This window comes from Rhodococcus sp. NPDC058532 (genome assembly GCF_042719255.1).
GTDB lineage: Bacteria > Actinomycetota > Actinomycetes > Mycobacteriales > Mycobacteriaceae > Rhodococcus_G.
Genome location: NZ_JBHXNU010000017.1, coordinates 46,581 through 60,170 on the forward strand (window position 1 = coordinate 46,581; position 13,590 = coordinate 60,170).

Annotated in this window: 13 protein-coding genes; 4 read left to right on the forward strand and 9 right to left on the reverse strand. The window is 71.1% G+C overall.

Annotation, left to right across the window (positions count from 1 at the left end; all coding sequences use genetic code 11):
* The first annotated feature begins 87 nt into the window (after positions 1-87).
* From ACFWQG_RS18680 to ACFWQG_RS18690, 3 genes are all read left to right on the forward strand, one after another.
* Positions 88-975: an ROK family protein gene (locus ACFWQG_RS18680; protein WP_378509133.1), complete on the forward strand. Its 888-nt coding sequence runs from the start codon at positions 88-90 to the stop codon at positions 973-975.
* A gap of 150 nt (positions 976-1,125) precedes the next feature.
* Positions 1,126-2,301 carry a phosphotransferase family protein gene (locus ACFWQG_RS18685; protein WP_378509134.1) on the forward strand — a complete coding sequence of 392 codons (1,176 nt, stop codon included), beginning with the start codon at positions 1,126-1,128 and terminating at the stop codon, positions 2,299-2,301.
* A 76-nt stretch (positions 2,302-2,377) separates the two neighbouring features.
* Positions 2,378-3,826: an aldehyde dehydrogenase gene (locus ACFWQG_RS18690; protein ID WP_378509135.1), complete on the forward strand. Its 1,449-nt coding sequence runs from the start codon at positions 2,378-2,380 to the stop codon at positions 3,824-3,826.
* A 67-nt stretch (positions 3,827-3,893) separates the two neighbouring features.
* Here the strand turns inward: ACFWQG_RS18690 and ACFWQG_RS18695 are convergent, their stop codons facing one another.
* Positions 3,894-4,409, reverse strand: a complete 516-nt coding sequence (locus tag ACFWQG_RS18695) for a hypothetical protein (protein WP_378509136.1) — start codon at positions 4,407-4,409, stop codon at positions 3,894-3,896.
* 192 nt (positions 4,410-4,601) lie between these two features.
* Between ACFWQG_RS18695 and ACFWQG_RS18700 the strand changes: the two genes are divergently transcribed.
* Complete coding sequence (locus ACFWQG_RS18700) at positions 4,602-5,561, forward strand: cation diffusion facilitator family transporter (RefSeq protein WP_378509137.1); 960 nt, start codon at positions 4,602-4,604, stop codon at positions 5,559-5,561.
* Positions 5,562-5,640: 79 nt separating this feature from the next.
* Here the strand turns inward: ACFWQG_RS18700 and ACFWQG_RS18705 are convergent, their stop codons facing one another.
* The 8 genes from ACFWQG_RS18705 to ACFWQG_RS18740 all read right to left on the reverse strand — a co-directional run bounded on the left by ACFWQG_RS18705 (position 5,641) and on the right by ACFWQG_RS18740 (position 13,564).
* Entirely contained in the window at positions 5,641-6,231 is a 591-nt protein-coding gene (locus ACFWQG_RS18705; protein WP_378509138.1) for a hypothetical protein, read from the reverse strand.
* Between the two features lie 131 nt (positions 6,232-6,362).
* The gene (gene epsC, locus ACFWQG_RS18710) at positions 6,363-6,947 is read right to left on the reverse strand and encodes a serine O-acetyltransferase EpsC (protein ID WP_378509139.1); all 585 of its coding nucleotides are present in this window, start codon (positions 6,945-6,947) and stop codon (positions 6,363-6,365) included.
* A 5-nt stretch (positions 6,948-6,952) separates the two neighbouring features.
* Positions 6,953-7,888 carry a cysteine synthase A gene (cysK, locus tag ACFWQG_RS18715; RefSeq protein ID WP_378509140.1) on the reverse strand — a complete coding sequence of 312 codons (936 nt, stop codon included), beginning with the start codon at positions 7,886-7,888 and terminating at the stop codon, positions 6,953-6,955.
* 164 nt (positions 7,889-8,052) lie between these two features.
* Entirely contained in the window at positions 8,053-9,879 is a 1,827-nt protein-coding gene (locus ACFWQG_RS18720) for a phosphoenolpyruvate carboxykinase (GTP) (protein WP_378509141.1), read from the reverse strand.
* A gap of 317 nt (positions 9,880-10,196) precedes the next feature.
* On the reverse strand, positions 10,197-10,916 hold the full coding sequence (locus tag ACFWQG_RS18725; RefSeq protein ID WP_378509142.1) for a hypothetical protein: 720 nt from the start codon (positions 10,914-10,916) through the stop codon (positions 10,197-10,199).
* 164 nt (positions 10,917-11,080) lie between these two features.
* On the reverse strand, positions 11,081-11,425 hold the full coding sequence (locus tag ACFWQG_RS18730) for a DUF6802 family protein (RefSeq protein WP_378509143.1): 345 nt from the start codon (positions 11,423-11,425) through the stop codon (positions 11,081-11,083).
* Positions 11,422-12,795 (reverse strand): hypothetical protein, encoded by a 1,374-nt coding sequence (locus tag ACFWQG_RS18735; protein ID WP_378509144.1) that lies wholly within the window; start codon positions 12,793-12,795, stop codon positions 11,422-11,424. Before ACFWQG_RS18735 ends, ACFWQG_RS18730 begins: the two co-directional genes overlap by 4 nt.
* Complete coding sequence (locus ACFWQG_RS18740; protein ID WP_378509145.1) at positions 12,788-13,564, reverse strand: hypothetical protein; 777 nt, start codon at positions 13,562-13,564, stop codon at positions 12,788-12,790. The genes ACFWQG_RS18735 and ACFWQG_RS18740 overlap by 8 nt, the downstream gene beginning before the upstream one ends.
* Positions 13,565-13,590: the final 26 nt, after the last annotated feature.

Sequence of the window (13,590 nt, forward strand, 5' to 3'; positions counted from 1 at the left end):
AGAATACGAACCACCCGTTTTTTGGGTTCCCCCCTCTGTGCGGCCCCCCCCCCCCCCACGGTCGGCGCAGCCGAATACGCTGCCCGGGTGGCGGCTCTCGCGTTGGACATCGGTGGCACCAAGTTCGCGGCGGCCCGCGTTCGGGCGGACGGCACGCTGGTCGCCGAGCAGCGCGTCGCGACGCCCGCCGTCGGCGTGTGGGAGGCGGCCGAGCGGCTGCTCGTTCAGGTCGCGGACGGCCGACGGGTGCGCCGGGTCGGGATCGGGGCTGCGGGGCCGGTGGACGTCGACGCCGGGGTGGTCGGGCCGCTGAACGTGCCGGAGTGGCGCACCGGATTCCCGCTCGTCGAGGCGGTCCGGTCGCTGTTCCCGGACGCCGAGATCACCCTCGCGATGGACGGCGCGTGTGCCGCGCTCGCCGAGTACCGGTTCGGTGCAGGCCGGGGGACACCGGACCAGATCGGGATGATCGTCTCGACCGGGGTCGGCGGCGGCGTCCTGCTCGGCGGGCGCATCGCGGGCGGGCGCACCGGCAACGCGGGCCACATCGGGCACGTGGTGGTGCCCGGCGCGGAGGACGTCGCGTGCGCGTGCGGCGGGGTCGGCTGCCTGGAGGCGGTCGCGTCTGGCCCGTCCGCGGTGCGGTGGGCGAACGCCCGCGGGTGGGCGGGGTCAACGGGGCTGGAGCTGTCGCGGGCCGCGGATGACCGCGAACCGACCGCCGTTGCGGCGCTGCACCGAGCCGGGACGGCGGTGGGGACCGCGATCGCGTCGTCGGCGGCGCTGCTGGATCTGGATCTGGCGGTGGTCGGCGGTGGTTTCGGGCAGGCCGGCCCGGCGCTGTGGGAGCCGATGCGGGCTGCGGCGGCGCGGCACGCGCGGTTGTCGTTCAGCCGCGGCCTGCGGATCGTGCCCGCGGCGCTCGGCGGTCGGGCGACGCTGATCGGTGCAGGCGCGTTGACGCTGGTCGACTAGCCCTTCCCAATTTCGTTACAGGTTCAACCGGAATGGGGGCTGATTTCGGCCCCGGAACTCTGTAACGTGTTCTAGTGTGCTGCTCACCACACTCTGCCTCGATGGCCGGGCGCCCCGCCTCGTCCGCGGGGACGACGGAACGAGGGCACCGTGAGCGCAGCAGAAACCCCGTTTGGCGACGGTGACGACTATTCGGAGGTCGCCCGCCCGCGGGACTCCCGACGCGACACCGACCACCTCCGCGCGGCCTTTCAGTCCTGGCTGACCGACAGGCTGCCCGACGACGCCGACGCCCTCGTGCGGGGAGTCCGTCTCCCCGACGCCAACGGGATGTCGAGCGAGACCGTCCTCGTCGACGCGGAGTGGACCGAGCACGGCAGCCGCGGCCGCCACCACCTGGTGGCCCGGATCGAGCCGGGCACCACGTCGATGCCGGTGTTCCCGAGCTACGACATGGACACCCAGTTCGCGGTGATGAAGGCCGTCGGCAACCTGTCCGCGGTCCCGGTGCCCGCCGTCTACTGGTCCGAACCGGACCCCAGCGCGCTGGGGGCGCCATTCTTCGTGATGGAGCGGGTCGACGGTGACGTCCCACCGGATGTCATGCCCTACAACTTCGGGCCCTCGTGGCTGTTCGACGCCAGCGCCGAACAGCGCCGCACGCTGCAGGACGCGTCCGTCGACATCCTCGCGCAGTTGCACGCGATCCCCGATCCCGCAACACACTTCGCGTTCCTCCGCCTGCACGACGCGGGCACCACCGCGGAGGAATCGTTTCGGGCGCACCTGGCCCGGCAACGCGGCTACTACCAGTGGGCGACCGCGCAGGGACCGCGGTCCCCCCTGATCGAGCGGGCCCTGGACTGGCTGGAGGCGAACGTGCCCGCCGACCCGTCCCCCGCGGTGCTGTGCTGGGGCGACTCGCGGATCGGCAACATCATGTACCGCGACTTCACCCCGGTTGCCGTCCTGGACTGGGAGATGGCCGCGCTCGGCCCGCGGGAGATGGACGTGGCGTGGATGGTGTTCCTGCACAGGTTCTTCGAGGACCTTGCCGGTGTCGCGGGGTTGCCGGGCCTGCCGGACTTCCTGCGCAGGGAGGACGTCGCGGCCCGGTACGCGGCAGCGACCGGGCACACCCCCGAGCACCTCGACTACTACAGCGTCTACGCGGCACTGCGGCACGCGACGATCATGTTCCGCGTGCAGTCCCGCGCGATCGCGTTCGGCCAGGCGGCGGCCCCCGGCGATCCGGACGACATGATCATGCACCGCAGGACCCTCGAGGACATGCTCGACGGCGCCTACTGGGAGCGGGTGCCGTGACCACCACCGACGCGGGGCACGCCCGCTCCGACAGCGCACCACCGACCACCGACCCGACACCAGCAAGGAAGTACTGATGACCGACTACGACAAGCTCTACATCGGCGGCCAGTGGGTGGCCCCTGCCACCTCCGAACGCCTCGATGTGTTCTCCCCCGCCACCGAGGAGCGGGTCGGCAGCGTGCCGGTCGCCGCCCCCGCCGACATCGACGCCGCGATCGGCGCCGCCCGCACCGCCCTCGAGTCGGGCCCGTGGCCGCAGACCTCGCCCGCGCAGCGCGCCGAGATCCTCACCAAGGTCGCCAAGCTGATCGAGGAGCGCACCGACGAACTGTGCACGGTGATCACCTCCGAGATGGGCGCCCCGCGCGCCGGTGTCGAGCTGATGCAGAAGACGCCGACCCTCGCCGCACTGAACGCCTATGCGGGACTGGTGGATTCGTTCCCCTGGGAGGAGGAGCGCACCGGCGTCTTCGGTACCACCAAGGTGTTCCGTGAGCCGGTCGGCGTCGTCGGTGCGGTCATCGCGTGGAATGTCCCGCTGTTCCTGATGATCAACAAGCTCGCGCCCGCGATCCTGGCCGGCTGCACGATGGTGCTCAAGCCCGCCCCCGAGACGCCGCTGAGCGCGAACGTCATCGCGGAGATCTTCACCGAGGCGGGTCTGCCCGAGGGCGTGCTGTCCATCGTGCCGGGCGGCGCCGCGACCGGTGAGTACCTGATCTCGCACCCGGACGTCGACAAGGTCACCTTCACCGGCAGCACCGCGGTCGGCCGCAAGATCGGTGCCATCGCCGCGCAGAACCTCAAGCGCTGCTCGCTCGAGCTCGGCGGCAAGTCGGCCGCGATCCTGCTCGAGGACATGGACGTCGCCGCGACCACCCCGATGCTGGTGCTGTCCGGCCTGATGAACTCCGGGCAGGCCTGCGTCGGCCAGACCCGGATCCTGGCGCCGCGCTCGCGCTACGACGAGATCGTCGAGGCGATGAAGAACTTCGTCGCGTTCCTGCCGATGGGCATGCCGGACGACCCGACCGCGCAGCTCGGCCCGATCATCACCGCCGCGCAGCGCGACAAGGTGCTCGGCTACATCGAGAAGGGCAAGGCGGAGGGCGCCCGCCTCGTCGTGGGCGGCGGCGTCCCGGCCGGGCTGGAGAAGGGCTACTTCGTCGAGCCGACCATCTTCGCCGACGTCGACAACTCGATGACCATCGCCCGCGAGGAGATCTTCGGGCCGGTCCTGTCGGTGATCGCGTACGACAGCCTCGACGAGGCCATCAAGATCGCCAACGACTCCGACTACGGCCTTGCCGGCTCGGTGTACACCACCGACATCGAGAAGGGCCTCGAGGTCGCCAAGCAGATCCGCACCGGAACCTTCGGAATCAACTGGTACGCCTTCGATCCCGGTTCCCCGTTCGGTGGCTACAAGAACTCCGGCATCGGCCGCGAGAACGGCCCCGAAGGTCTCGACGCGTACTGCGAGCTCAAGTCCGTGCTGATGCCCGCCGGCTACGGCGCCTGACGCACCCCTGACGCGAATGCGCGCCGCACCGCTCAGGTGCAGGCGCGCATTCGTCGTCTCGCCCGGCTCAGCTACCGAACGGGAGGGTCATCGCGGTGCTGCCGTCGCTGCTGCCGCCGGGCAGCAGCCCGACCTGCATCATCTGCGGCTCGCCGAGCACCGGATGAATCAGGTCGAATGCCCTTGCGCAGCCACCGATCACCCCGTAGACGCCGGGTTCGAGGTCGTTCACCGTGTTCGTCACGGTCGACTTCGGTGCGACGCCGAACATCGACAGCGGTGCGCTGAGCGCCGGGTAGACCAGCACACCCGGATCGAAGAGATGCGTCGGATCGTCCACGACCGCAGGCACCTCCGCGGCGTTCACGACAAACGCCTGGCACCACGGCACGTTGATGTCCCAGGCGTTGGTATTGGTGACCTTCATGGTGATGCTGGTGTCGCTCGAGGACGCGACGACGGTGGGCGGCTGCGTGGTCGGCGCGGCCGCGGCCGTCGCGGGCAGCGCGAACGCCAGCGCGGCTGCGGTCGCGGCGGCGACGGCTGCGCCGCCGACGATCCTGTTCGGGGTGGTACTGGGCATCGTGGCCCTTCCTGGGTGTAGGTACGGAGACGGCGCCGCACAGGGGGACGCGGCGCCGAGGGAACGGACAGAGGATAAGCGCCGGGGCACCGTCGAATCAGGCGGACCGCAGGATTGTCGCCGATCCCGTCCCGGCCCCCGCCGACCCGTGTCGGTCGGCCGAATGACCTCCCGCCGCCGTATCGTTCAACGATGACCGAACGCGACCCCGCGGTGGGCGGCGACCAGGAGAGCACGCTGACCGTGTTGCTGGCGTTCGGCGCGAACGCCGCGATCGCCGTCGCCAAGACGATCGCCGCCGTGGTGACCGGGTCGGCGTCGATGGTCGCCGAGGCCACCCACTCGTGGGCGGACACCGGCAACGAGGTGCTGCTGCTGATCGCGGGCAGGCGGTCGCGGCATCCCGCGGACCGGGCACACCCGCTCGGCTACGGACGGGAGGCGTACATCTGGTCGATGTTCGCCGCGCTCGGCCTGTTCGCGCTCGGTGCAGGCGTGTCAATCACGCACGGCATCCAGGAACTGATCACCCCGGAACCGGCGTCCGACTTCGGCGTCGCCTACGCGGTCCTGGGCATCGCGCTGGTGCTCGAGGGCATCTCGTTCGCCCAGGCATTCCGGCAGGTGCGGTCCGAGGCCGCGTCCGCCGACCGGGACGTCCTCGAGCACGCGCTGAAGACCTCGGATCCCACCGTCCGGGCGGTGTTCGCCGAGGACGCGGCCGCCCTGATCGGGCTGGTGATCGCCTTCGCGGGTGTGCTGCTGCACCAGCTGACCGGATCCCCCGTCCCGGACGCGATCGGCTCGATCCTGGTCGGCGTCCTGCTCGGGGTGATCGCGGTGATTCTCATTGACCGGAACCGGCGGTTCCTCGTCGGTGAGGAGGCCTCACCGCGGCTGCGTGCCGCCGGACTTGAGGCCCTGCTCGACCTGCCCGAGGTGGAGCGGGTGACGATGCTGCGGATGGAGTACCTCGGTCCGCGCCAGGTGTTCCTCGTCGGCGCGGTCGACCTGGTCGGAGACGTCGCCGAGCACACCGTCGCGGAGCTGCTCGACCACTGTGAGCGCAGCCTGGAGCGACACCCGAACATCCGCCGCGCCGTGCTGTCGCTGTCCACGCCCGGCGACCCGGCCCTCACCCCCGGCGACTGACCCTCCCGCCCGAGCGAACGGCACATTCATTCGATCTGATCGACTGAACGCTTCCGTTCACTCCGGAAGGCGGGTGGGGTTAACCGGTGAGCAGCGGCAGCAGGTCGGCGCTGCCGATGCCTGCGCCGAGGGCGGTGCCGCCGAAGTCAAGGACCGGGGCGATGCTGCCGATGCCGTCGGGGACGATAACCGGCAGGAACGAGACCCCGATGTTGTCGGGGTCGAGAACGGTATCGGTCCCGCCGCAGGTCCCGAGGTAGGCGTAAACGCCGTCGGCGACGTCGACGGTCCGCGATGCGCCGTTGGGTCCGGGTTCGAGCACCGAGTTGGTCGCGCTCGGGCCTGCCGTCAGACCCGGTTCGAGCATGATCCGGACCAGGCCTGCGTAGTCGCGGGTGTTGTACGCGATGAACGCCGCCAGCGCCTGCTGCCCGTTGAGCAACGCCGAGGTGCAGGTGCTGACGTCGAGGAGTCCGTTGACCCGGTTCGGGTTCGTCAGGTTCAGTTTCACGTTTTTGCCATCGATGTCGCCCTGGTCGACCGAGAGTTCGGGGCCGGAATAGCGGTCGGCCGCCGCGGCGGTGCCCGCACCGGCCAGCACCGCACCGGTCGCCATCACGGCCACCGCGGCACCCGCAACGGCCGTCTTCGTCGTCCTACCCACGTCCATGTCAACGCCTCCCGAAGTCACCGCCCGCGAGGCGCGGCCGGCCTCCGCGATCGTGACACCGCCGCGGCCGGACCGGCCCGCGCCACACCGGCGTCCGGCCCGGATCGTGATCGTTCGGAGACCGAACCGACTCAGATGTACATCGCCGGGTCGACATAGCTGTTCGGGTCGACGAGCTGCTCGTGCTGGCGTCCACTGCGGTGCCGCACGCTCGCCGGGATTCCGGTCGCGATCGAGTCGGCCGGAACATCGCGGGTGACAACGGCATTCGCCCCGACGGCGCTGTCGTCCCCGATCACGACCGGGCCGAGGACCTTCGCGCCAGCCCCGATCGTGACGCGGTTGCCGATCGTCGGGTGCCGCTTCGTCCGCGCCAGCGAGCGACCGCCGAGCGTGACGCCGTGATAGAGCATCACGTCGTCACCGATCTCGGTGGTCTCGCCGATCACCACACCCATGCCGTGATCGATGAAGAACCGCCGCCCGATCGTGGCACCGGGATGGATCTCGATGCCCGTCAGGAAGCGGGTGAACTGGGCCAGCACCCGCGCCGGACCGCGCAGCGCGGGCACCGCCCACATCCGGTGCGCGACCCGGTGCGACCAGATGGCGTGCAGCCCGGAGTAGACGAGCGCGTTCTCGGCGTTGCTGCGCGCGGCCGGATCCTGGCCGCGCGCGGCCTGCAGGTCCTCCCGAACCGTGCCCAGCACACCCATGCCCGTCAGTCCCGGATGTGCTCGAACAGCGGGGTGGAGATGTAGCGCTCGCCGAAGTCCGGCACGATCACGACGATCGTCTTGCCCGCATTCTCCGGGCGCTGCGCGAGCTGCAGGGCGGCCCACACGTTGGCGCCTGCGGAGATGCCGCCGAGGATGCCCTCGTCAGTGCCGAGGCTGCGCGCGGTGGCGACCGCATCGGGGAACTCGACGTCGATGATCTCGTTGTAGATCTCGCGGTCGAGGATGTCGGGCACGAAGTTGGCGCCGAGTCCCTGGATCTTGTGCGGGCCGGGCTGTCCCCCGGTGAGGATCGGCGAGTCGGCGGGCTCGACGCCGACGATGGTGACCTCGGGCTTGTACTTGCGCAGGGTGCGGCCCGCGCCGGTGAGGGTGCCGCCGGTGCCGATGCCCGCGACGAAGATGTCCACGGCGCCGTCGGTGTCGGCCCAGATCTCCTCGCCGGTGGTGCGCGAGTGGATCTCCGGGTTCGCGGGGTTGCCGAACTGGCGGGCGAGAACCGCGTTGTCGGTCTGCGCGACGATCTCCTCGGCCCTGCGCACGGCACCGGCCATGCCCTCGGCGCCGGGGGTGAGCACGATGTCCGCGCCGTACGCGCGCAGCATCACGCGGCGCTCGGTCGATGCCGTCTCCGGCATCGTGAAGATGGCCTTGTAGCCGCGGGCCGCCGCGACCATCGCGAGGGCGATGCCGGTGTTGCCGGAGGTGCCCTCCACGATGGTTCCGCCCGGCTTGAGCTCGCCGGACTTCTCGGCGGCGTCGATGATCGCGACACCGATCCGGTCCTTGACGCTGTTGGCCGGGTTGTAGAACTCCAGCTTGGCGACGACCTGCGCCTGCGCACCGTCGGTCAGGCGGTTCAGACGGACGAGCGGCGTGCGCCCGACCAGCTCGGTGACGTTGTTGTAGATCTGGCTCATAGCGGGTCCTCTCCCTTGCGTATACGCCGGGCGTCACTGTTCGTTAGGTGTATTCCACCACTGCCACTCCCGCCGCCCCACACCGCACCCCAGAAACGGGTGAAGGGCACCTGTGACCGGTCAGACCGATCACAGGTGCCCTTCACCCGAAACGGGGAGGTGGCTCAGCCGAGGCGCTGCTTGAGGGCCTCGAACTCGTCACGCACGCCGGACGGGACCTTCTCGCCGAGGAACTCGAACCACTCCTCGATCAGCGGCAGTTCCGCCTTCCACTCGTCGACGCTGACCGCGAGGGCCTCGTCGACGTCGGCGGCGACCACGTCGAGCCCGGTCAGCTCGAGATCCGCCGCGGTCGGCACGAAACCGATCGGGGTGCTCTGCGCGCCCGCCTTGTGCTCGATGCGGTCCACGATCCACTTGAGGACGCGGGAGTTCTCGCCGAACCCGGGCCACAGGAACCGGCCGTCCGCACCGCGACGGAACCAGTTCACGTAGAAGATCTTCGGCAGCTTCTCCGCGTCGGCGTTCTTGCCGAGGGTGATCCAGTGGTTGATGTAGTCGCCCGCGTTGTAGCCGATGAACGGGATCATCGCCATCGGGTCGCGGCGGACGGCGCCCACCTTGCCCTCGGCGGCGGCGGTCTGCTCGGACGACAGCGTCGCGCCGAGGAAGGTGCCGTGCTGCCAGTCGAACGACTCCGCAACCAGCGGGACCGTCGTCTTGCGGCGGCCGCCGAACAGGATCGCCGAGATCGGCACGCCCTGCGGGTCGTCCCACTCGGGGGCCAGGATCGGGCACTGCGACATCGGCGTGCAGTACCGCGAGTTCGGGTGGGCGGCCTTCTCGCCGGACTCGGGGGTCCAGTCGTTGCCCTTCCAGTCGATCAGGTGCTGCGGGTCGCCCTCAAGGCCCTCCCACCAGACGTCGCCGTCGTCGGTCAGCGCGACGTTGGTGTACAGCGTGTTGCCCGCCTCGACCGTCTTCATCGCGTTCGGGTTCGAGCCGTAGTTGGTTCCGGGCGCGACGCCGAAGAACCCGAACTCCGGGTTGACGGCGTACAGCCGGCCGTCCTCACCGAAACGCATCCAGGCGATGTCGTCGCCGAGGGTCTCGGCGCGCCAACCGGGGATGGTCGGCTGGATCATCGCGAGGTTCGTCTTGCCGCAGGCGGACGGGAACGCGGCCGCGATGTAGTAGTTCTTGTTCTCCGGCGAGATCAACTTGAGGATCAGCATGTGCTCGGCCAGCCAGCCCTCGTCGTGGGCCATCGCCGACGCGATGCGCAGCGAGTAGCACTTCTTGCCGAGGAGGGCGTTGCCGCCGTAGCCGGAACCGTAGGACCAGATCTCGCGGTCCTCCGGGAAGTGGGTGATGTACTTGGTGTCGTTGCACGGCCACGGCACGTCGGCCTGGCCCTCGGCGAGCGGCGCGCCGACGGAGTGCAGCGCCTTCACGAACGGCTTGTCCGTGCCGAGCTTGTCCAGGGCGGCCTGACCCATGCGGGTCATGATGCGCATCGACACGACAACGTACTCGGAGTCGGTGATCTCGACGCCCAGCTTCGGGTCGGCCGCACCGAGCGGGCCCATGCAGAACGGCACCACGTACATGGTGCGACCGCGCATGCTGCCGCGGTACAGGTCGGTCATGAGGCCGCGCATCTCGGCCGGGTCCATCCAGTTGTTGGTGGGGCCTGCGTCGATCTCGTTGCGCGAGCAGATGTAGGTGCGCGACTCGACGCGCGCCACGTCGGACGGGTCGGAGTTGCCGAGGAACGAGTTCGGCTTCTTCTCGTCGTTGAGACGGGTGAAGGTGCCGGCCTCGACCAGCTTGGTGGTCAGCCGGTCCCACTCCGCGTCCGAACCGTCGGCAAACACGACGCGGTCGGGCTGCGTCAGCTCGGCCACCTCGCGAACCCAGGCGAGAAGCTCGCCGTGCGAGGTGGGCGCGGGGTCGGTGCCATTCAGACCTGGAATGGTCGCTGAGGTCATCAAACTCTCCCTGGGGTGTTCCGGAATCGTGTCACCGCGCCCCGCCCTCCGACGGTGCTCGATGTCGCGCGATTGACCCCTCTCGGCGGGGCGCTACCCGCTGTTCCGTCTCCGTGTGCGAGTGGTTTCACACGGCCGACGACGACGCGGGCGCCGGGTGTCCTGCTATGAGGTTAGCGCTGTGTGTCCGTCTGATGGGAACCGGGTCGCGTCGGATCGCTCACAGGAACGATTCAGTGATCGGGCGAGGTCCCCGACACGACTGCGGCGGTGACGACAGGGTCGTCACCGCCGCAGTCGGGCGTCGTGCGCTCGAATCAGCTGAGGCTGCCCTCGATCACGTTCAGGATGGCGTCGCCGAGGACGTCACTGATCGAACCGGTGGAGCTGAGCTGGCCCTCCGCGGAGCCGAGCCCGGTCTCGTCCGCGACGGACAGCACCGACTCGCCCGCGTTGGGGATGCGCACCTTGAAGCAGGCGGTCAGGCCCGGCAGCTCGGTGCCGACGCCGACGGTGCCCGCGACGCCGACGCCGCCGGAGGTGACGGCCGAGCCGGGGACCGCGTTCTTCGGGACGAGGTAGGTGGTCTCGAGGGTGACCGGGTTACCGGAGTTCACGAACCAGCCGGTGCTGGTGAACTTCCAGCCGCCCGCGTTCGGCGTGGGGGTCACCGGCTCGGGCTGCTGGCCACCCACCGCGTTGTACGCGGTGATCGTCGACTCGATCGGGGCGTCGAAGCCCTCCGGCGCGAACTCGGTGATGGTGTTGACGTACGGGTTGCCGATGCCGGTGGTACCGATGACGGTCTTGTAGGTGACCTTGGTTCCGCCCGCGGCCTCGGACACGTTGACCGAGCGGTTGTAGGTGTGCGTGATGCCCCAGGTGCTGGCGTCGTTCTTGCTGGCACTGCTGGACTGGTTGCAATCGGCGGCGCTGGCGACGCCGGTTCCGAGGCCGAGGCCGACGACCGCGCCCGCGGCGACGAGGGCACCGGAGGCGGCGACTGCGGTGATGCGGCGCATCGAGGATCGGGACATGGAGATCTCCGTTTCGATCAGGTCAGGCCCCGCGCATCCCACCGCGGTCGGCCCGGTGAAGGTGTGACATGTGCGTGATCGGGGTCACGCACCCGACCTTTATACGGACATTCGTCCAGTTTGCTGTGCGTTTTCGGAAATTCGCTCAACAGCAGGTCCCGCGGTCACAACCGGCCCGCGTCGATCCGGCTCCAGTGCACGGTGCCGTCGGCCGCCCGCCGCGGCTCCCACGCCGCGTAGTCGCCGTCGCCCTCGACCCGGGTCAGGTGGTCGGCGCTGCCGTCACCGTCGAGGTCGGAGGCGACCGTCACCCCGCCCGAGTCGACGAACGTCGCGGTGTCGAGAACACCGTCGGAGTTCAGGTCGACGGTCGGGTCGGTGACCGCGAACTCGCCGAGCGGGCCCGCGTCCACGGTCACCGGAAGCGGGTCGCCAAATCCCATCGCCAGCATCTCGTCGTGCATCGTCGACCCCCTCGCTCCCGCCGGTCCGACCCGCAGACCGGTCACTGCCCGATTGGACGCGCCCGCGCCGCCTCCGGTTCCGCCAGCGCGCGGTCCAGGTCCGCGAGATCCCGCTCGATCGCCGACAGCCTGCCGGCCGCGCGGGTCGCGCTCTCCCGCAGCGCCCGGTCCACCGCGATCAGCACCGGTTCGGTCGCCGCCACCCGCGCGCGGTGCGCGGCGCCGATCGCCTCGATGAGCGTGGCCTCGGCCTCCACCAGCCGGGTCAGCGACCGCTGCTCGAGCCCGGACCGCACCTGCGCCATCGTCTCGGCCAGCCACTGCCGCAGATGCGCGCGATCCGCAGCGAGTCCGCGCAGCCGGGTCAGCCACCACGCAGCGACGCCGCCGATCAGCAGGCTCAGCGGGGCCACGATCAGGTCGAGGGCCGCGATCCCCGACAGCGGCGATGCCACCAACCGCCCCAACCCGACCCCGGCGGACGCCCCGACGACCACCACCATCCGGTCCTCGACACCCCGGTGCCGGGGTTCGGGATCCGCGACCGTCGGCGGCGGGCGATGCGGCCCCGGCGCCGGGTGCGCCGCGCCGAGCACCTGCGCCCCCAGCTCGGTCAGCACCGTGGTCGTTGCCGCGTCGAGTTCGACGGTCAGCGCCGCGACCTCCGCGCGCACCCGGTGCGCGAATCCGGCGAGACCGGGTCGATCCGCGCGATCGAGGGGCGACCGCAGCGCTGTCGCGGTCCCCCGGACCCGCTCCCCGACCTGATGCGCGAGATCCACCCTGGCCAGCGCCGTCAGCCGCCGCAGCGCCGCCGATGCCTGCGCCCGCGGCTCGTCGCGGCCCGCGATCAGCTCCGCCCGCCGGGCCCGCAGCCGCGGGGTGTCGTCGTCGCGGCGCAGGTCGTCCGCGGTCCCCCGCACCACCGACCGGGTGCGTTCCAGGGCGGCTCGTCTGCCACGACCGGGGTCGACCCGGGCCAGTGCCGCGACGACCGCGTCCCGCAGGCCCGGCAGACCGCGGCCCGTGCGCGCGGACACCGGCAGGATCGACGCGGGCACGACAACCGGCGCGTGGTCGGCGAGCAGGACGGTGTCGCGCTCGCGCACCACCGCCCAGTCCCGGTGCGCGTCGACCTTGGTCAGCGCGACCAGGACCGCACTCCCGCGCCCCGCAACGGCGCGGAGGAGGTCGAGGTCGTCCCGACCGATCGGGGCCGCGGCGGCGACGACGAACACGGTGACCGCCGCGACGCGGTCGTGGCCGTCCACGACGTCGACGTCCGGCAACACGGCCCGCAACCGGACCGCCAGGGCGCTGACCCCGCTGCCCGGTGGTCCGACGACGGCAACCACCGGGCCCGGCGGCTGCGGGTGCCAGCGGTCCAGCACGTGCGCGGCGTCCCGGTCAGGCACGGTGACCACCGTCCCGGACGGCCGCACGATGAAGGGCGAGGGCCGCGCGGGCGGACGCCGCGTCGGGCGCGGTGTTGCGCCGGACCCGCCACTGGCGGGCCCGATCCCGGTCGGACCCGGTCCCGACCGCATCGGGCCCGGCCGGATCGGGCACCGCCGCGGCGAGGGCAGCAAGCCGCACCCCGTCATCGGAGGCAAGGAAGCTCTCGACGTGGTCGCGGCGGCTCCCGTCCCGCGCCGACGCGCGCAGCAGGGCCAGCAGGGCGGCGGCCCGAGCGGTGCGGGCGGCGGCCATCCGCCGGACGAGCACCTCGCGGAGCGTCTCGACCCCGGCGATGTCGCCCACCGCGGTGACCGGCAGGCACTCGGTCCGGAACTCGGCGGACACCCGGGCCGCGGCCCCCGCCGCGTCGCCAACCGTGTCCGCCTTACCGAGCACCAGGACCGGGCGGGCGCCCGCCGCGGCCGCGCAGTCCCGGTCCGACCGGCGCGGTGGATCCAGCAGGACGAGGACAACGACGTCACCGGTGAGGACCGGGTCGGCGACGCCGGGTTTGTCCCACGCCGCGGTCGCACCGATGTCGGCGCCGGGAATCGTGCCGAGTGCGGCAACCAGCGCGGACCGGCCGACACCCGCCCGCCCGGTCACCTCGATCCGGATCGGGTCGGTGACCGCGGCCCAGCGGCGCGCCAGGTCGGCGGCGATCCCCGGATCGGGCGGGTCCATCCGCGCCCCGAAGCCGGCGATACCGGCACCTGTCGACGCCATCGCGTCACCCCCTGAACTGACACATC